General features: G+C 56.2%; 17 protein-coding genes. 5 read left to right on the plus strand and 12 right to left on the minus strand.

Annotated features, from left to right (window positions below; translation table 11 throughout):
* Positions 1–15: 15 nt before the first annotated feature.
* The 5 genes from HBA55_RS11735 to rplU form a co-directional block, all read right to left on the minus strand.
* Entirely contained in the window at positions 16–1,068 is a 1,053-nt protein-coding gene (locus tag HBA55_RS11735) for a pyridoxal phosphate-dependent aminotransferase (protein WP_166990854.1), read from the minus strand.
* A 23-nt stretch (positions 1,069–1,091) separates the two neighbouring features.
* A complete protein-coding gene (gene proB, locus HBA55_RS11740) occupies positions 1,092–2,213 on the minus strand; it encodes a glutamate 5-kinase (RefSeq protein ID WP_166990857.1) in 1,122 nt (373 codons plus the stop codon).
* 32 nt (positions 2,214–2,245) lie between these two features.
* Positions 2,246–3,445, minus strand: a complete 1,200-nt coding sequence (gene cgtA / locus HBA55_RS11745) for an Obg family GTPase CgtA (RefSeq protein WP_166990860.1) — start codon at positions 3,443–3,445, stop codon at positions 2,246–2,248.
* Between the two features lie 150 nt (positions 3,446–3,595).
* Positions 3,596–3,853, minus strand: a complete 258-nt coding sequence (gene rpmA / locus HBA55_RS11750; protein ID WP_166990863.1) for a 50S ribosomal protein L27 — start codon at positions 3,851–3,853, stop codon at positions 3,596–3,598.
* A 27-nt stretch (positions 3,854–3,880) separates the two neighbouring features.
* Positions 3,881–4,192 (minus strand): 50S ribosomal protein L21, encoded by a 312-nt coding sequence (gene rplU, locus HBA55_RS11755; RefSeq protein ID WP_166990868.1) that lies wholly within the window; start codon positions 4,190–4,192, stop codon positions 3,881–3,883.
* Between the two features lie 341 nt (positions 4,193–4,533).
* On the opposite strand from rplU, the gene ispB reads away from it, so the two are divergent.
* The 4 genes from ispB to HBA55_RS11775 all read left to right on the plus strand — a co-directional run bounded on the left by ispB (position 4,534) and on the right by HBA55_RS11775 (position 10,028).
* Positions 4,534–5,505: an octaprenyl diphosphate synthase gene (gene ispB / locus HBA55_RS11760; RefSeq protein ID WP_166991032.1), complete on the plus strand. Its 972-nt coding sequence runs from the start codon at positions 4,534–4,536 to the stop codon at positions 5,503–5,505.
* Positions 5,506–5,784: 279 nt separating this feature from the next.
* The gene (gene pgi / locus HBA55_RS11765; protein WP_166990870.1) at positions 5,785–7,422 is read left to right on the plus strand and encodes a glucose-6-phosphate isomerase; all 1,638 of its coding nucleotides are present in this window, start codon (positions 5,785–5,787) and stop codon (positions 7,420–7,422) included.
* A gap of 134 nt (positions 7,423–7,556) precedes the next feature.
* Positions 7,557–9,683: an ATP-dependent DNA helicase DinG gene (dinG, locus tag HBA55_RS11770; protein WP_166990873.1), complete on the plus strand. Its 2,127-nt coding sequence runs from the start codon at positions 7,557–7,559 to the stop codon at positions 9,681–9,683.
* Positions 9,684–9,707: 24 nt separating this feature from the next.
* Positions 9,708–10,028, plus strand: coding sequence for a YqcC family protein (locus tag HBA55_RS11775; RefSeq protein ID WP_166990876.1), 321 nt, complete (start codon positions 9,708–9,710; stop codon positions 10,026–10,028).
* Positions 10,029–10,052: 24 nt separating this feature from the next.
* Here the strand turns inward: HBA55_RS11775 and HBA55_RS11780 are convergent, their stop codons facing one another.
* From HBA55_RS11780 to HBA55_RS11795, 4 genes are all read right to left on the minus strand, one after another.
* Positions 10,053–11,588 (minus strand): parallel beta-helix domain-containing protein, encoded by a 1,536-nt coding sequence (locus tag HBA55_RS11780; RefSeq protein ID WP_166990879.1) that lies wholly within the window; start codon positions 11,586–11,588, stop codon positions 10,053–10,055.
* Between the two features lie 6 nt (positions 11,589–11,594).
* Complete coding sequence (locus HBA55_RS11785) at positions 11,595–12,776, minus strand: cytochrome-c peroxidase (RefSeq protein ID WP_338109399.1); 1,182 nt, start codon at positions 12,774–12,776, stop codon at positions 11,595–11,597.
* A gap of 11 nt (positions 12,777–12,787) precedes the next feature.
* Positions 12,788–13,417 (minus strand): c-type cytochrome, encoded by a 630-nt coding sequence (locus HBA55_RS11790; RefSeq protein ID WP_166990884.1) that lies wholly within the window; start codon positions 13,415–13,417, stop codon positions 12,788–12,790.
* 178 nt (positions 13,418–13,595) lie between these two features.
* A complete protein-coding gene (locus HBA55_RS11795) occupies positions 13,596–14,783 on the minus strand; it encodes a helix-turn-helix domain-containing protein (RefSeq protein ID WP_240946003.1) in 1,188 nt (395 codons plus the stop codon).
* Positions 14,784–14,976: 193 nt separating this feature from the next.
* Here HBA55_RS11795 and HBA55_RS11800 point away from each other — a divergent pair, with 193 nt between their 5' ends.
* Complete coding sequence (locus tag HBA55_RS11800; protein WP_166990887.1) at positions 14,977–15,789, plus strand: flagellin N-terminal helical domain-containing protein; 813 nt, start codon at positions 14,977–14,979, stop codon at positions 15,787–15,789.
* Here the strand turns inward: HBA55_RS11800 and speB are convergent.
* From speB to dbpA, 3 genes are all read right to left on the minus strand, one after another.
* On the minus strand, positions 15,779–16,720 hold the full coding sequence (speB, locus tag HBA55_RS11805; protein ID WP_166990890.1) for an agmatinase: 942 nt from the start codon (positions 16,718–16,720) through the stop codon (positions 15,779–15,781). The genes HBA55_RS11800 and speB overlap by 11 nt on opposite strands.
* 243 nt (positions 16,721–16,963) lie before the next feature.
* A complete protein-coding gene (locus HBA55_RS11810; RefSeq protein WP_166990893.1) occupies positions 16,964–17,665 on the minus strand; it encodes a DUF899 domain-containing protein in 702 nt (233 codons plus the stop codon).
* Between the two features lie 27 nt (positions 17,666–17,692).
* Entirely contained in the window at positions 17,693–19,093 is a 1,401-nt protein-coding gene (dbpA, locus tag HBA55_RS11815) for an ATP-dependent RNA helicase DbpA (protein WP_166990896.1), read from the minus strand.
* Positions 19,094–19,680: the final 587 nt, after the last annotated feature.

Here is a 19,680-nt window from a genome sequence, read left to right on the forward strand (position 1 = left end):
TTCCGCAATCGCGAATCAGAAGATGTCTTCCAGCACCCCAACCAGAGCCCTGGTCTGCGCTTCCGTACCAACAGTCATCCGTAATCCCTGACGCCCCTCTCTATCCACCTTGGGCCGCACCAAAATATGCCGTGCTTCCAGCGCCTGATTGACCGCTACGGGATCTTCCGGAAACACCCATAGATAGTTGGCCGCGCTCGGCCAGTAATCGATGCCTCGCTCATCGAGAAACGCCTCCAGCAAAGGCTTGGAAACCTGCATCACCTCATCAACATAGCTGAGCGTGACCTCCGGCGAGTTTAGCGCCGCGTCCACCGCCACCACGGCCAATTGATTGATATCGTAGGGGCCACGCACACAAAGCAGCGCGTTAATATTCTCAGTCGCACTCAGGACGTAACCCAGGCGGATCGAAGGCAATCCCCAGGTTTTGGAAAAGGTGCGGGTGATCAGAATATTGGGACACTCCACCAGCCGATCCGCCACGGTGGTCTTGCTGTACTCGAAATAGCACTCGTCCACCAGAATCGCTGCCCCCGGCGCCGCCTTGGCAATGCGTACAATCTCTTCCGGAGCCACAAGGGTCCCACAGGGGTTGTTGGGGTTCGAGATGATGATCACCCTGGTACGATCCGTCACCGAGGCAATTACCTCCTCGACCGGGTAGCCTCCCTCCCGAGTGTAGTGAGGCTCCACAATACTCAGGTTTTCGATCTGAGCGCACTGGGTATACATGGCAAAGCTTGGCCCGGGAATTATGATCTCGTCACCTTCGCGGCAGGCACTGCGAATAATCAGATCGATGCCATGATCGGAGCCATTGGTAATCATCACCTGCCCGGCATCCACACCACAGTAGGCGGCGATACGATCGGTAATATCCCCATAGGACGGATACATCTGCAGCCGACCACTGTTGATAAAATCCTCCAACGCTCTGCGCACCGGCTCAGCTACGTCGATCGTACGCTCGTTAAAGTCCAGCAGCGTGTAGGACTTGGGATCACGCCCCTCAAGCGGCGGCTGGTAAGCGGACATTGCATCAATGTGACTTTTAAAAATGCTCATAAACCTTCCTAACTATGACCGCGCTACAACATCACCAGGTTATCCCGGTGGATCAGTTCTGGCTCATCCACATAACCCAAGCGCTCTTCAATTTCTTCGCTGGGGCGGCCAATAATGCGCCGCGACTCCTGCACGCTGTAATTCACCAACCCGCGCGCCACTTCGTGACCACTGCTGTCAACACAGGACACCATATCACCACGATTGAAGTCACCACTGACACGACTGACCCCCACAGGCAATAAGCTTCGGCCTTTCTGGCTCAGAACTCGCACCGCACCATCATCCAACTGAAGCTGCCCGCGTACCTGCAAGTGCCCCGCCAGCCAGCGCTTGCGGGCAGCTTGAGGCTGCTGATCAGCTGTCAGCAATGTCCCCAGCAGCTCACCTTTTCGCAAGCGACCAATCACATTATCGATACGACCACCGACAATAATCGTGTGGGCACCTGATCGGGCTGCCAGCCGGGCGGCCTTCACCTTTGTGATCATTCCACCCCGCCCCAATTTGCCGCCATCGCCAGCCTTACCATCCAGACTGGAGTCGGAAGCCGCTGTTTCTGTAATCAACTGTGCATCCGGATTGGAACGCGGATCCGCCGTAAACATACCGTCCTGATCCGTGAGAATCACCAGCACTTCCGCCTCGACAAGGTTGGCAACCAAAGCGCCCAGGGTATCGTTATCGCCAAAACGAATCTCGTCGGTCACCACGGTATCGTTTTCGTTAACGATGGGAATCACACCCAGCCCGGTCAGCGCACGAATGGTTGAGCGAGCGTTAAGATAGCGCTGCCGATTGGAGAGATCATCGTGATCGAGCAACACCTGAGCCGTTTTCAGGCCGTAACGGGAAAACTCTTGTTCATAGGTTTGCACCAGACCGGTCTGGCCGACAGCCGCAGCGGCCTGCAATTCGTGAATCGTGTCGGGGCGTTGACTCCAGCCCAGGCGGGTCATGCCGGCGGCAACCGCTCCGGAAGACACCAACACCAACTCAACGCCCTGCTTTTGCAGCTGCGCCAACTGCTCCACCCAGCCAGCAATAGCCTTTTCATCCAGGCCACGACCATTGTCCGTCAGCAGGGCACTGCCAATTTTGACCACCCAGCGGCGGGCGCTGTTAAGGTTTGCTCTAATACTCATCCCACTTGATTCTCAACCGCAATGGCCCGACCTTAAGGCACATATTCAAAATCGACGTCGTAGTCGTCATCATCAAAATCGTCGTCATCCCCGTCTTTGGCAGCCTGGCGCTTGGCACGATGACGCTCTCGCAGCTCTTCGATTCGCTCCCGGGCCTCGTCCTGCATGTCATTCTGCAGAGTCAGCTCAGCTGCAGCCATCTCCGGATCATTCTCCTCGGCCTCCCAACAACTTTCCAGGTGATCCAGCACCTGACCACACAATGCCTGTGTGCCTTGCTTGTTGATGGCGGCGATCCGGAATACCGGGCCTTCCCACCCAAGCTTGTCGATAACATCCTGACAGCGCTGCTCCACCTCATCGGGCGGCAGCAAATCCACTTTATTGAGTAATAACCAACGCTCACGTTTAGCCAGGGTCGGCGAAAACTGGCCCAATTCGTCGATGATCGTCTGGGCGTTATGCGCCGGGTCTGAACCGTCAAACGGGAACATGTCCACAAGATGCAGTAATACGCGGCAACGGGTCAAATGCTTGAGGAAGCGAATCCCCAGACCGGCGCCTTCTGATGCTCCCTCGATGACACCGGGAATGTCAGCCACCACAAAACTGCGGTGAGACTGCACTTTTACCACACCCAGATTGGGCACCAGAGTTGTAAAAGGGTAATCAGCCACTTTGGGCTTGGCGGAAGAAACCGCCCGAATAAAGGTACTCTTACCGGCATTGGGCAACCCCAGGAGCCCAACGTCCGCCAGCACCTTCAGCTCCAGCTTGAGATTGCGCTGCTCTCCCGGCTGACCCGGCTTGGTCTGGCGTGGCGCACGGTTAACACTGGACTTGAATCGAGCATTGCCAATACCGTGGAAGCCGCCTCTGGCCACCATCAAACGCTGTCCCACTTCGGTTAGATCACCGAGCTTTTCTTCAGTGTCCGTGTCCAGCACGGTGGTACCCACAGGAACCTTGAGAATCAAGTCAGAACCCTTGGCTCCGGTGCAATTGGCACCACGCCCCGACTGACCGTTCTGCGCCCGGTATTTGGGCTGGTAGCGATAGTCCACCAGCGTATTGAGTTCGCTGTCGGCCTCAAGATAAACACTGCCGCCATCACCGCCATCGCCACCATCGGGCCCGCCTTTGGCCACGAACTTCTCTCGCCAGAAACTCATGCAGCCGTTACCACCGTCACCGGCGGCTACAAAAATGGGGGCCTCATCCACAAACTTCATGAGTCTTCTCCGGGTCTGCGCAGCCAGGCTGCGAACTCAAAAATCAACATTCTAAAAATACAAAAGCCCTATCGTTGGTCGACAGGGCTTTTGCGGGTGGATCCGTCACGCACGGCGCGCGGATCTAAAACCGAAGTTTTGAGCAGTCGCTTAAGCGGCGACGATGCTGACGAACTTGCGGTTTTTAGGGCCTTTCACTTCAAACTTCACAACGCCGTCGGACTTTGCGAACAGAGTGTGGTCCTTGCCAATACCTACATTGTCACCAGCGTGAAAACGAGTGCCACGCTGACGAACCAGGATATTGCCAGCCAGAACCGCCTGACCACCAAAACGCTTTACACCCAGTCGCTTACTCTCGGAGTCGCGACCGTTTCGAGTACTACCACCAGCCTTTTTATGAGCCATGAGTCAAACTCCTAAATCTTCTCTTAATTAGCCTTGGATACCAGTGATCTTCACCTCAGTGTACCACTGACGGTGACCCTGGCGCTTCATGCTGTGCTTACGACGACGGAACTTGATGATCTTCACCTTCTCGCCGCGACCGTGGCTAACCACCTCAGCGGTTACCTTGGCACCTTCAACAACGGGCGCGCCGATCTTGATGTCGTCGCCATTGGCTACCAGCAGAACATCGTCGAACTCAACGGTTTCGCCGGTGGCTACTTCAATCTTTTCCAGCTTCAGGACTTCGCCTTCCACTACGCGGTGCTGCTTGCCACCACTCTTGATAACTGCGTACATTTGCATGCTCCAATATATAGATCATTGACTAGATACTGGACGACACGAAGCAGTACCGGGATAAACCGGGCACATTTAACCTGCGCTTGCGCCGTATACCTAAACCAACTTTACCTAATACAATAAAAACCTGCCTGGTTATGGCAGGGGCGCGCATTTTACGGCATCAGCAAAGCCACCGCAAGCCTCGGGCAACCTTGAATGCAGGCCTGGGCCATTAATGACTTGCGCGCCACTGACCATCGGCCGGGCAGCGGCCCTGACGCTTGACGTGCGCCCCAGAGGCCCCTAGCATGCGCTGTTTGCAGCACCCTCCCACAGATAAGCAGTCAGGCCCCTCTATGTTGCCCTTCCATCAAGCCGTTGCCGAGGATTTCACCGCCGTTAATCAGCTGATCATCGATCAACTGCATTCCAACGTCGATCTGGTGGAAAACATTGGCCATTATCTGGTGGAGGCCGGAGGCAAGCGCCTGCGGCCGCTGCTGGTGCTGCTCAGCGCCAACGCCCTGGGGTACCCTGGAGCAGACAGGCAGCAGCATCTGGACCTGGCGGCCATTATTGAGTTTATCCATACAGCGACCCTGCTCCACGACGACGTGGTGGATATCTCCAGCATGCGACGCGGCCGCCTGACCGCCAATGCCAAGTGGGGCAATGCCCCCAGCGTATTGGTGGGCGACTTTCTCTACTCCCGCGCGTTCCAGATGATGGTGGCCATTGGCGACATGGAGATTATGGAAATCCTCTCCAATACCACCAACACCATCTCCGAGGGAGAGGTGCAGCAGCTGGTCAATGCCAAAGACCCCAGCGTCAGCGAAGACAACTACCTTCAGGTCATCTATAAAAAGACCGGTGCTCTGTTCGAAGCCGCCTGTGAGACCGCGGCCGTTCTGGCCGGCGCCACTGACGCCCAGCGCCAGGCACTGAAACGCTATGGTGATCATCTGGGCCTGGCCTTCCAGCTGGTGGACGACGCCCTGGACTACGAAGGCGATGCAGAGGCTCTGGGCAAAAATGTCGGCGACGACCTGGCCGAAGGCAAACCCACTCTGCCCCTGATTTACGCCATGCGCGAAGGCACCGCCGAAGAATCGGCGCTGATCGCCACTGCCATCCGCGAAGGCGGCCTGGAACAACTGGACGACATCGTTGCCATTGTGAAACGCTGTGGCGCCCTGGAGTACACCGCCCAGAGTGCACGCCAGCAGGCGGATCTGGCCATAGAACAACTGCAGCAACTGCCGGACAACCGCTTCCGTCAGGCCATGATCGACCTGGCAGAATTTGCTATCAGTCGCAATCACTGAATATTGGCCGCCAAACCGGTACGCAGTTGACACCTGACTGGTATGCCTTTCGCCGATGTCCGGTTAAACCACCTTTTAAGATGGCCAAAGCCGGACTGTTGGCGCTACAATACGCACCTCCAGCCGATCGCATAAGCTGACCACAAAGAGGGTCGCCCGGCGGCTGGCGAGGCCAACCCACAACAGATGGGAGCCTCCTATAATTAAAGCTCGTGTGGACACAAGAACAGATTCTGGATTCGTTTTTAAAACAATCACCGGATAACGTGTAGTGAGCTTATGAATACCAACACCCTCAAAGCTGAACTCAGTCAGCACCTTCCCTCTTTTCCAAAACTTCAGCAACACCGCCAACAGTGGCAGAGCAGCCTTGCCGAACTGTTCGCAGACAACCCCGACCGCGCCCGGCAAATGACGCTGGAAATGGGCCCGATCCTGCTGGACTACTCCAAGTCCCACCTCACTGAAGACACCCTGTCACTGCTGCTGCAGCTGACCCGTGAGGCCGGACTCGAACAGGCCATCAAAGCCCTGCTGAATGGAGAATCGGTCAATAACACCGAAGACCGCCCTGCCTGGCACAGCCTCCTGCGTGCCGGCAGCAGCCTTACCCGCGAAGGTGCTGACGTCGAAGAAACTCAAAAGAAAATGGCCGCCTTCGTTGAACAGGTGCACAGCGGAAACTGGAAAGGATACGAAAACGACACCATCACCGACGTGGTTAACATCGGCATTGGTGGCTCCGACCTGGGCCCGCGCATGGTTTGCAAGGCCCTCTGCGACTACCACCAGCAGCCCGTCAAGGTGCACTTTGTTGCCAACATCGACGGCGCCGAAATCTTCCACACCCTCAAGAACCTGAATCCAAAGACCACCTTATTTATCGTCGCCTCCAAATCCTTCACCACCCTGGAGACTTTGGAAAACGCCACCACCGCCCGCCAGTGGATGCTCGACGCCGGCTGCGCCGAAGACCAGCTGCAACATCACTTTGTCGCCATCAGCACCAACCTCGCCAAGGCCACCGCCTTCGGCATTAACAGCGACAACATCTTTCCCATGTGGGACTGGGTGGGCGGCCGCTACAGCCTCTGGTCCGCCATTGGTCTGCCCATTGCCCTCGCCGTGGGTTGGGAACACTTCCAACAACTGCTGGCCGGCGCCGGCGCCATGGACGATCACTTCGCTGAAGCCCCCTTCGAGGCCAACATGCCGGTCCTGCTGGCCCTGCTGACCTTCTGGTACAGCCAGTGCTGGGGCGCCCAAAGCCAGGCGGTACTGCCCTACTGCCACCAACTGCAGCGCCTGCCCGACTACATGCAACAACTGGACATGGAAAGCCTGGGTAAATGCGTCAACCGCGAAGGCACCCCCGTTGACTATCCCACCGGCATCGCCATCTGGGGCACCGAAGAAAGCAACGGCCAACACTCCTTCCACCAGCTGTTCCACCAGGGCACCGCGATGATCCCCGTCGACTTTATCGCCACCCTGAAACCCAACCACCCCCACCAAGGCCAACACCGCCAATTGCTGGGCTGCTGTCTCAGCCAGAGTCAGGCCTTACTGGCCGGCAAAAGCCTGCAACGAGCCGAACAGGAGCTGCGCGACGAAGGCCGCAGCGAAGACGATATACAACGCCTCGCCAGCCACAAAGTGATTCCGGGCAATCGACCCAGCAACACCTTGCTGCTCGACCGCCTCACCCCCAACTCACTGGGTAGCCTGATCGCACTGTACGAGCACAAAGTCTACGTCCTCAGCGTACTGCTCAATATCAACGCCTATGATCAGTGGGGTGTTGAACTGGGCAAACAGCTGGGTGTTCAGATCGATAAGGCGCTGGTGTCCGGCGAGCTGCCTGATAGCTGGGATAGCTCTACCAAAGGGCTGGCTGAAAGAATACTTGGCGGCTAACATCCTGTGGCCCATAGGGGACGGTGGTGTAAGCACCTCCGTCCCCTTCACGACAAAGAGCAAGAATCAATCCAATATCTGATGCCCCACACCCCATAAACCGGTAAACTGCTGGCTTTTGCCTACACCAGACCATGCTCACACCGGACCTCAAAAAAACCATCCAGGGCGCCTACAGCCAGTTCCTCCAAAGCCGGGAACTCAAGGCTCGCTACGGCCAAAAACTGATGATCGCCGAAATTGCCAAAACCCTCGGCAACATCTCCCTCGATGACGAAGGCAAAAGAGACAGCGAAGGCCACATCTGCGTCGTCGAAGCCGGCACCGGTACCGGCAAAACCGTTGCCTACCTGCTGGCGGCACTGCCCATCGCTCAAGCCCTGGGCAAAAAACTCGTCGTGTCCACCGCCACCGTCGCCCTGCAGGAACAAATCGTCAACAAAGACATCCCCGAAATCCTTCGCCACAGCGGCCTGCATTTCAAAGTCGCCCTGGCCAAAGGCCGCGGACGCTACCTCTGCCTCTCCAAACTCGACCGCATACTCAGCGATGTCGAAATGGCAGCCAACCCCACCCAGCCCCTGTACGAAGACGAAATGCCCCAGGTGGGCGAGCAAAGCGTCAAAATCTATCAAACCATGATGGAAGCCATGGCCGCCAACAAATGGGATGGCGACAAAGACACCTGGGAAGACGGCGTACAAGACGAAGACTGGCAGCGGATCACAACCGACCACCGCCAATGTACCGGCCGCCGCTGTGCCAACGTCAGCGCCTGCAGCTTTATGCGCGCCCGCGACAACCTCGGCAGCCAGGACTGCATCGTCACCAACCACGACCTTGTGCTGGCGGACCTGGCATTGGGCGGAGGCGCCATTCTGCCCGCCCCTGAAGACAGCATCTACATCTTTGACGAAGGCCACCACCTGCCGGACAAAGCCCTCAACCACTTTGCCCACCACAGCCGCCTTATCAGCACCAGCAAATGGCTGGACCAAAGTCAAAAACCCCTGGCCAATCTGTTGGCCCAGGTCAGTGGTGCCGGCAATGTCGACCGCTTTGGCGAGCAGCTGCCCGCCGCCATGCTCGATGCCAAACAGGAAATGGACAAGGTCATCCCCATGTTCCAGGCCCTGGCGGACGGCATCGATCCCAGCGACCACACCCCCCGCTACCGCTTTGACGGCGGTGTCATCCCTCAGAGCATGCAAATGCCCTGCGTGGATATCCAAAGGGCCTTTGATCGCCTCAGCGATCTGCTGGGTAAAATGGCCAACGAGATCAACGAAGCCATGGAAGACCCCCACTGCCCCGTCCCCAAAGTGGACCTGGAAAATGCCTTTCCAGTGGTGGGCGTCTGGCAATCGCGGGCTGAAGCCAACCGCGAACTCTGGGCCAGCTACGCTGTGCCCGACCCCGAGGGCGCACCGCCAAAGGCGCGCTGGTTTACCCTGGTGGAGCAGGGTGGCAACCTCGACTTCGAAGTCTGCTCCAGCCCCATTCTCGCCTCCCGCACTCTGGAGTACGGGCTCTGGAACCAATGCTGCGGCGCCGTGGTCACCTCCGCCACCCTCACTGCCCTGGGTAGATTTGATCGCCTGATGATGCGCGCCGGCACCCCGGCTGACAGCCAATACCACGTTGTACCCAGTCCGTTTGACTTCGCCAGTGCCGGCACACTCAGCGTGCCTCCGATGGCCACTGACGCCAGCAACGCCTCCGACCATACGCTTTCAGTAGTGGATGCACTGCCCCAACTGCTGGACATGAACTGCGGCAGCCTGGTGCTGTTTTCCTCACGGCGACAAATGCTGGACGTCTATGACGCACTGCCCAACGACTGGCAGGACTTGATCCTGGTCCAGGGTGACCGCTCCAAACAGGCCCTGATCGACGAACACAAACGCCGTATTGATGGTGGCGAGGGCAGCGTGATTTTCGGCCTCGCCAGCTTTGCCGAAGGTGTGGACCTGCCGGGGGATTACTGCAGCCATGTGGTGATTGCCAAAATACCCTTTGCCGTGCCCGACGATCCCGTGGAAGCCTCACTGTCGGAGTGGATCGAAGCCAGAGGTGGTAACCCGTTTATGGAAATCACCGTGCCCGATGCCGCCATTAAACTGGTGCAGGCCTGCGGGCGGCTGCTGCGAACGGAATCCGACACCGGTACCGTCAGCCTGCTCGACCGACGCATTGTCACCCGTCGCTACGGTACCGCGATATTGAACTCGCTGCCGCCGTTTAGCCGACAGATTGCCTGAACCGGTTTTCACGAAGTTACACCTATGACCGACAAGATCCGCGCGCTACTGCTGGACATCGAAACGGAGCTTAAGAACCTGGAACTGTGGAGCGAAGAGCGTCCCACACAAGAAGCTCTCGCCAGCACCCAACCCTTCTGTATCGACACACTGAGCCTGCCGGAGTGGATCCAATTTATTTTACTGGAACGGCTGCATGCGATGATGGATGCTGAGGTACCACTGCCCAGTCAATGCGGTGTAACTCCAATCGCAGAAGAATATTTTGCAACCGTGAATACCAACGAAGAAAGACTGATCGCATTGCTACTGCAACTCGACCAGTCACTATCATCACTGCATTAGGCATTGCAGGTTGCAGGTTGCAGATTAATTTGTCCGCGACAACATATACTCCGCCACCGCCAGGCGCGTTTCCTGATCCAGATAATTCTGGGGCGGCATCTCCGGATAATCCGGACGCTTCTTAACAGGGCTGGCAATGTATTGCGCCAGTCCGTGCGGGTCGTCCATATACAGCGCTTGAATCTGCTGCACGGGTGGCCCGATCATACGACCGGTATAGGTGTGACAGCCGGTGCAGATACCCAGGTAGGCAATCTTGCCGCGGTCACTGCCGGAAATGTCCCGCGGTGGAACCGGTTCGTCCAGCAGGTAGGTGTCCAAGGCATCGGTGTTGGTAAAGTCACACTCGCCAAAATCTTTGATCCCCACAACGTTATAGCGGTGGCGATTGATAATGCAGCTTTCCTTGCCGCCGCCCACATGCACGATATCCGGATTGGCAGATTTGAATTCCAGCGCCATTAAGGCTTTGATCTCATCAATGGTTTCATAGCCGTTATTCACCATGACATTGTCGAGCAATGCAATACGATCGGGGTTCGGCTCTGAACCCGGATCGATCGTTGTATTGGGAGCGTTATGATGATCGGTAATCATAATGCCCGCCGTTTTATGGTCGCTGATAATATTGCCCTCAACGATCACCTCATCCGCCGCCATGATCAGCACGCCCGTACCGGGTGGAATGCCCGCAACCGTTGAACCCGGTGCACCAAAGTTGTGGTGGTTGTTGCCCACCACAAAGTTATTGCGGATAACCACATCATAAGTGGTTTTGATGGGCAGACCCGGTGTAATAAACGCCAGAATACCGCCGGTATTGTTGTGCACGTAGTTGTTTTCCACAATCGCGTGGCGACTGTTTTCAATTTCGATACCGGCAACGCTGTCGAACACCTCATTGTGTGCCACATGAATATTGTCACTCATGCCCACGTAGATCGCCGCATCTTCAATACCGGAAATAATGTTGTGCTCGACAATGCCGTTTTTGCCTAGCTGCGGGAAGATCCCATAGACACCGGTATCCACAATAATATTATTGCGGATCTCAAAATTGTTACCGGCCTGCCCCATGATGGCATTGCCCTTGTATTTGGTGATCTGAAAATTCTCCACCACGATGTTGTTGCCGGAATAAAGGATGGCGTCGTTGAGTTTGCCCTCGCCATCCATCGTTGCTCGTTTACCTTTTTCGATCACACCCACCAGTCGAATATGATCCTTATCGATATAGACCGTCTCTTTGTAGGTACCGGGCATGACCTGAATCGTATCCCCGGGCTGCGCCTTTTTTACCGCCGCCTGGATCGATTCGCCATCATTGACCACCAGCACATCGCCGTCACGATCCAATGGTGCGACTGCTCTTATTTTGTCGCTAACAGCACTGTTGCTCGCGCTGCCGGGCTGCGTTTCATGCTGATAACCTCCACTGAAACTGGCACCACTGGCACTGGAGGTAATCACCGGTGCAGCGTCTCCCGTTTTGCCGGTATAAAGCCCGGCGGTAAAAGCGCCGGCCACCAGTATCGTCGCAATAATTGCTCCTGTATTCATCTGATCTTATTCTCCTGTGTGTGCAATTTGTGATGCTGTAGCTGTATGGGAAATCGGTGTCAGCCCGGATGGAACCAGGGCCGGCGTTCGAGGCTTAAAGGTCTCGTCGGTAAGGGTTTTCATAAAGGTGACGATCAAGTCCAACTCACGGTCGGTAAGATCAGGTTCCCAGATATGCCAATGCAGCTGCATGTTTACCCCTTCAGGTACGGCATGCCCACGACCCTTGGTATAAAACTCCGTGGCGTCTCTAAGATTTTTAAACACGCCTGAATGCATGTAGGGAGCGGTCAAATCGATATTGCGCAGTGTCGGCACCTTGAATCCACCTTTGAGCCTGGCGGCGTTAAAGGTCTTTTCCGCACCGATATCGAGAGGCATTCCCTTCGGTTCGGGGGTACCAATTACTGCAATCTGATTATTGGTAAACAGGGGCGGGGTATGACACTCCGAACAGCGAGCCACAAACGAGCGGAACACATTCATCCCGGCAATTTCCTCTTCATTAAGGGCGTCATGGTTGCCGTGGGCGTACTGGTCGTAACGGCTGTTGAGGGAAACCAGAGAAGTTTGGAAGGCGGTCAGAGCGACATAAATCTGATCCAGTGTCAGCTCGGCCTGGGAAGGAAATGCCTGTCGAAACAAATCCACATATGCGCGATTGGATTTCAAGGTGGTCAGCAGATTCTCCGGGGTATTGTCCATTTCCGCCTTGGCATAGAGTGGGCCTTGGGCCTGTTCTTCAAGCGTTTCTGCTCGGGCATCCCAGAAAAAGCGATCCAGAAAAGCGCTGTTCCACAAGGTCGGTGCGGAGCGATCGGTTTTGCGGCCGGCAACTCCGACTGACAAGTCACGGCCATCAGCAAAACCTTTGTCGGGGTGGTGACAGCTGGCGCAGGAGGTACTGCCATCGCCGGATAAGGCGGGATCAAAAAATAGAAAGCGTCCCAGATCAATCTGTTGCGGTGAAAATCCGTCCCGGTGAGGTGGCAGCCCTGTGCGGGTGCCACCGACACCGCGGTTCTGATTGGATCGATAGAACTGGTAGAGCGTCCGCAATTCACAGGCATTGGCCGGTGTCAGCTCAAACCCCGGCGGGCATCGGTCATTCAGTTGAAACTCCGTGGCTTCTACAATGGCAGACGCAATCGTCAGCAGTACCATCAACAAATATCGAACGTGACTCACAGCGATCTCCATCAGGGTTGCTGGGCGGTGATATAGGCAATCACCTGTTCGAGGGTTTTGTCGTCCGGCAAACTGCGGGTCATCATACGCATTTGACGCCCGTAACGATCCGATTGGTCAGAGCCGCGGATGCCCTCGGCATAGTTGCGAAACTGGCGTGTCAGATAATCCGCGCTGAGCCCGGCCAGCTTGGGCGCACTGAAGGCCGGGTTGCCCTCCGCCCGGCCACCATGACAGCCGCCGCAGGAGGCCTGATAGTAGTTATAGCCGGTGCGGCCGGAAAACGCTTCGGTCTTCGCCCCCCCCTTGGAAGCAGAAGGCAAGGTGCCGAGATAAGTGGCCAGCACCTGAAGATCATCCGCTTTAAGATGCTTTACCTGCACTCGCATCAGCCCTCCCGTTACATCCCGGGCATCGCTGCCCCGCAAGCCAGACTGAAACTGTTGGAGTTGACGGTACAGATAATCCGCCTGCTGCCCGGCCAGGGCCGGCGCCTTCAGAGCCTGGTTCCCCTGGCCGCGATCACCATGACAGGCGGCACAGCGTTGATATAGCGCCTCCCCTTTCTCATCACCCGCTATTGCAGGCATGCCGGACAGCATCAGCACCAACAGAAGGGAAAAACAGGTTGTAGGAGTCATAAGCGCCACCAGGGATTGATCAGTAGGTGGTGTCATGATCGCCGGATGTACCGCGACAAACTTCCAAATTTCAAAATTCGTCGCAAGAATTCGGCTTTTGGCGTATCCAGGACTGGTGAAATTCTAAAATTCACCAGAGCAGGCGACAACTTTTAGTCGATTACAGCCCAAGAAAACATCAAGAGGGGGCGGCTGCCGGAATTTTGTCAGCCCGATATTCCGTCGGCGTTTGTCCCAGGCTGTCCTTAAACGCCTTGTTGAAGGAACTCAGCGAGCGGAAGCCGATGTCCAGGGCAATGGTCAGAACCGCAACTTCGCGTTCATCGGGATCCGCCAGGCGCTGGCTGGCCTCCCGGATACGGTAGGTATTCAGAAAGTCGTTAAAGTTACGGTAGCCGAGGCCGGCATTGATGATTTTACGCAATCGGTACTCCGGAAGTTCGAGACGATTGGCCAGCTGACCAATCGTCAGACCCATCTCTCGGTACACAAAATCTCGCTCCATCAGATGAGTCAGCTGCTCCAGCAGCCCATCAGGCACCTCTGAGAGGGTGTTGGCGGAGCGGGAGCCACTCTCATCCGCCGATTCGACCTCAGTGGGTGGTTTGCTTGGCAAAATTTGCTCCCGCGCCTCATTATCAGCCACGACCACAAAGTCTTCTTCCGCCAGAGCCGCTCCGCGCCCGGCTTCCGTTAGCATATCTATGGCGATGGGAGGCTTGGGCTCAGCGGGATGCAGAATGCCGGATTTGTATTCCAGTAACAGAGCGTTGGTCATCAGCAACATTCCACCGACGGGTAGATATTGCCCCAGGGGCAGCCATTCGGCGCCCGGAAAAATCAGTTCCCGGAACAGCAGCAGCGTCAGAATATACAAGCCCAGCAGACCACAGAACCACAACCGCAAGTCCCGCCTGGCCTCCACCAGATCGTCGCGCCAGTAGTGAATGATTGACCAGATCGCCAGTCCCAACAGTACAAACTCCAGCGCCTGGGGCAGTGTCCAGAACAACAGTTTTGGCACAAACGCGCCTGACATCGTGAGCAAGCTTCCCAAGGTGGGCAACACCACCGTTGTGCCCACCAGGATTAACTTCCAGGGCTTGAGCTGAAAGCGCTCCTCAAACAGGCTGGCACTGAACAACCAGAAACTGCCGGGCACCAGCGTCTGTAAAAAGGTCACCACTAGAGCACCCCAACGACCGTCGGCCAGCGGCACCAGCAGATAACCCGTTACGGCCGTCAGCATGACCGCAAACAGCCACTGCTGCACCGACCAGTCCCGTTGGCTGCGCAGCAATAGCAGCGCGCTGAGCAAAATTTGAGAGAATGAAAACGCCAGAGCGGCGATAAACAACTGATCCATAGATGTCGCGATTATTATGGTTATGGAAATTGATCCCTCGGGGAGTGCCAGGGATTATAACCAGATTGCGGTGGCCCCGGCATTCCCCAATAGCATCTGGCTACTATAACTGCAGGTTATATAACCCTTTGCTCGTTAACTTGCTGGCCACAGAGGCCTACAATAATGGAATCTGTGTATCTCGGATTCAGCCATGGCTATTACGCTAAATACCGGTAACTTCTTCGCCAGCATTCAACAGGCCCAGCGCGCCAGCGAGACCAGCGCCAGCCGACTGGCGTCCGGGTTACGCATTAACAGTGCCGCCGATGATGCCGCCGGCCTGGCTATCAGTAACCGGCTGGGTGCACAAACCATCGGCTTTAACCAGGCCGTACGCAACGCCAACGATGGCATTTCACTGATCCAGACCGCTGACGGCAGCCTCGGCTCAATTACCGAAAACCTGCAACGCTTTCGGGAACTGGCGATTCAGGCCGGCAGTGGCATTCTCAACGACAGCGACCGCGCAGCGATCAATGCCGAAGCCCTGCAACTGAGGGACGAAATTAACCGAATCCTGGAAACCAGCAGTTTTAACGGCGTCGACCTGTTCAAGAATACCGGCTCTGTGGATTTGCAAATCGGAGGCAACAGCGGCGAAACCCTGAGCGTCGACACACAAAATCTGTTGCAACAGGTCAACGACCTCGGCCTTAACAGCATCGATCTGAGTTCCAGCGGCGGCGCCCAGAGCGCCCTCGGGGTACTCGATTCCATTCAGGGGCTGGTCAACGAGAATGCCAGTAACCTGGGCGCTATCAATAACCGTCTCGACAATACCATTTCCCAACTCCAGGGCAGTGCCGTTAATGCCGAAGCCTCACGCTCCCGTATTGCCGACACGGATTTTGCCCGCGAGAGCTCAGAAAAAGCCCGCAACGATATCCTCCTGGAAGCAGGCCTGGCCCTGCAGGCCCAGGCCAATATTCGCAGCGAGCTGGTACTGCAGCTGCTTAACCCCTAGCGTAATCGCCCTTACGCTGCGCCAATACATATAACATCTCCAGCGCCAGGGTCGCAGCGGCCAAGGACGTCACCTCACCGCTGTCATAGGCGGGAGCCACCTCCATCACATCCATCGCCACAATATTGAGGCCGGACAATCGGCGAATAATCTGCAGCGCTTTATTGCTGCTCAATCCCCCGGCCACTGGAGTGCCAGTACCAGGCGCACAACCCGGATCCAGACAGTCGATGTCAAAGCTCAAGTAAACGGGTCGATCACCAATCACGGAACTGATGCGAGCCACGATTGCTTCGGCAGAATGATCATTGGCCCAGTCGGCGTCCAGAACTGTCAATTCATGATCAGCCGGATCGTATTCCGTGCGAATACCGACCTGGACGCTGGCCCCGGCATCAATCAACCCCTCTTTGGGGGCGTGATAAAACATCGAGCCGTGGTTATAGCGCGCATCACTCGGTTCGGTGTCGGTATGAGCGTCAAAATGCAGCAGCGCCATGGGGCCGTGGTGCCTGGCAGCCGCGCGCAGCAAAGGCAGGGTAATAAAGTGATCGCCACCGAGCGTCAGCAGGGTTTTTCCGGCCGACATGATGCGGTCGGCCTCAGCACTGACGAGTTCCATCATCTCGTCGCTGTTGCCTTCCTCATAGACAATGTCACCGTAGTCGTCGACCTTCAGTCGCTCTGCCAGAGCAAAGGACCAGGGCCAGCGTTTTTGCTCCCAGCGCAACTGGCTGGAGGCCTGGCGAATACCGGCAGGACCGAAGCGGGTACCGGATCGACCGGTGGTCGCCAGGTCATAGGGCACCCCCATCACCACCGCGTCGGTATCGGCGGACAAGTCCCGCGAGAGCGGCAGGCCCATAAAGGTGAAGATATTGGCGTAGGTAGTACTGTCGGCGCCAAATGGGCGCGATTGTGTAGCGGACATGAGCGTCTCCTTTTAGGGAACCGGGTGGTTCCGTTAATCAGGAATGCACTAAAGGCAGTGCTCTCGCCACAGGATCCTGTACCTGCAACGGACGTCAAGATTTTAAGTCGTGATGTTTGCGACCGACACAGACTACCGTATTCACAAATGCTAAGGCAACCCGAGCGGCCCGGGGGCGTCTCCGCACTCTTGCCTGGCGGATCAATTTGAATGGCAAATTAATCCAGAAGCCTGAAGCACACCTTAGTACTGATCCCGCCGTCGCAACCAGGCCATTGGAAAATCAAACTCCGCCTCGTCGCGCCCGGCCGGGGTCAGATCAATCAACTGATAAGCGCCGTTAAGCGCATCCAAGCCACGGGAGTAACACGAATAGGTGTGATAGACACGACCGTCGTCACCCTTGGCAAAAACACTCACGCCGGGTAACTCCTCGCCCACCGAGCGAGCCTTGCGAAAATTATACTGCGCCTCGGCACCCGCCTGCTGCTCAGGAGTGAAAGACACATTAAAATCAACATTAAAATCCGACCCCAGAGAAGACACCCAGGGAAAACGCCATCCCATACGCTCACGATAAGCCAGAAGGTTTTCCAGTGGCGCCCGGGAAATCGCCATCAGACGAATATTACGCGCCAGTAAATGCACCGCTACGCCGTCATAACTGTCCGCCCAGAATGAACAACTCGGGCATCCCTGCTCCCACTCAGGACCAAACATAAAGTGATAAATCAACAGCTGCTCCGAATCCCCAAACAACTGCTCCAGACTCTGCTCACCGGTTTCCGTGTCAAAACGGTAGTCCTTTTCGACCGCGACCCAAGGCAGCTCCCTTCGAGCTTCCGATAACTCATCCCGAAGGCGGGTGAACGCCTTCTCCCGCTCCAGCAACTCCACCCGCTTTTCTAACCATTGCTCGCGACTGACAACACTCTTTGGCTTCATGACATGCTCCATGGTTCAACACACTGCTCAACGCAATTGGCGTACCCGAAACTTTCGACCTTTGATCTTACCGCCGCCCAGTTTCTTTAAGGCACTCTTAACACACTGCCTTTGCACTGCGACGTAAGAACAAAAATCCGAGATATGGATTTTACCCACCTGACTGCCCTCAATGCCGCCGCTGCCCGTCAGTGCACCCAGAATATCGCCGGGACGCACCTTATTCTTCTTACCGCCGTCGATTTGCAGTGTCACCATCAGAGGACGAGCCAGCGACCGGGAATCCGACAGCGGCTCAGGTAAATTTTCAAGCTTGACGCTCAACCCCTGCTCCGTCTCCAATTGCTCCAGCTTGTGACGCTCGCGGGCAGAAAACAGCGTATGCACCCGCCCGCTTAAACCGGCACGCCCGGTACGCCCCGCGCGATGTACATGCACCTCACTGTCCCGGGCCGGTTGATAATTGATCACACAATCCAACGCCTCAATATCCAGCCCCCGGGCCGCCACATCCGTCGCCACCAACACCGTGGCACTCTGATTGGCAAAGCGCACCAACACCTGCTCACGATCCCGCTGAATCAAATCCCCATGCAGTGCCAAGGCCACCACTCCATGGCTGCGCAAAAAATCCGCCAACTCCTGGGTTTCGCGCTTGGTATTGCAAAACACCATCGCCGACTCAGGCCGCTCGCTGACCAATAAGTCCGTCACCGCCTGCGGTCGCTGACCGGACGCCTCGACCTCATAGAAAAACTGCTCGATTACACCCAGTTTAGCCGAGGGGTGCGCACTCACCCGCACCGGCTCTCTCAACACACGCCCCGCAATCGCCTCAATTTGGGGCGGGTAGGTCGCACTGAACAACAACGTCTGACGTTGCCGGGGCAAGAACTCCACAATCTTATCCAGACTGTCCTGAAACCCCATATCCAGCATCCGGTCCGCCTCATCCAACACCAGCGCATCGATAAACTCAGGATTCAACCGCCCCTTACGCAAATGCTCCTCCACCCGACCAGGCGTACCCACCACAATATGGGCTCCGTGTTGCAACGAACCAATCTGAGGGCCCAGAGGCATACCGCCACACAGCGTCAACACCTTAATATTGTGAACCGCCCTGGCCAGACGGCGGATCTCCCGCGCCACCTGATCGGCCAACTCACGGGTGGGACACAACACCAGAGACTGCACCCGAAACCGCTCCACCTTCAGCCGGCTCAACAACCCAAGACCAAACGCCACCGTCTTGCCCGTGCCCGTGTGAGCCTGAGCAATCAAATCCCGGCCCTGCAACAAAGGCGGTAACGCACTCGCCTGAATTGGCGTCATATGCACATAACCCAAGGTGTCCAGATTACCCAACAACGCTGGCGGCAGCGCCAACTCACCAAAGGCCAACTCACCAACTGATCGTGTCGACAAAATAAAAACCTGAAAATTTAGGAAATAAGAAAGACATTATAAAGCAGGCCAACCCTAGAGACCCGCACCGGGATCTCTCCCTGTATTGGCGCAACAGTGTTGTGAGATATATCGCACAAAAAATAAAGAAAATGTCTACAAGACAACCAACCCCCATCGCCTACACTGAATATCGGCAGCTGACTGTTTCAGCGGCCCGACGCTTTTGTACTTATTGTTTTTTGGTCTTTTTTTGGGTCTTAATGGATTTGAGGTAACACCCCATGCCGGTTTCAACGCAAGAATATGTCTTCTTAACTGTATTTCCCTTTGCCGCAGCCGTGTTTCATTTTCTGGTACTGCAAACGTTTTAATCAACTCTCCTCCACCTCTGTCGTTTGACGCTTTTGTTAATGACAGCTTACCCCGCAGCTTAACAGCTGCGGGGTTTTTTATTTGGAGGCACGGATTAGTCAGCATAGTGCCATAACCGGTCTTAGAAATTCGCAGGATTGGTACTCTGACGGCGTTGTTTATGCGTAGGGCGGATTAGGCGCTTGCGCCGTAATCCGCCGGTTCTGCCGGAGATGTTCGTTGGCTTCGGCCCG

The organism is Pseudomaricurvus alkylphenolicus, from assembly GCF_011683955.1.
Taxonomy (GTDB): domain Bacteria; phylum Pseudomonadota; class Gammaproteobacteria; order Pseudomonadales; family Cellvibrionaceae; genus Pseudomaricurvus; species Pseudomaricurvus alkylphenolicus.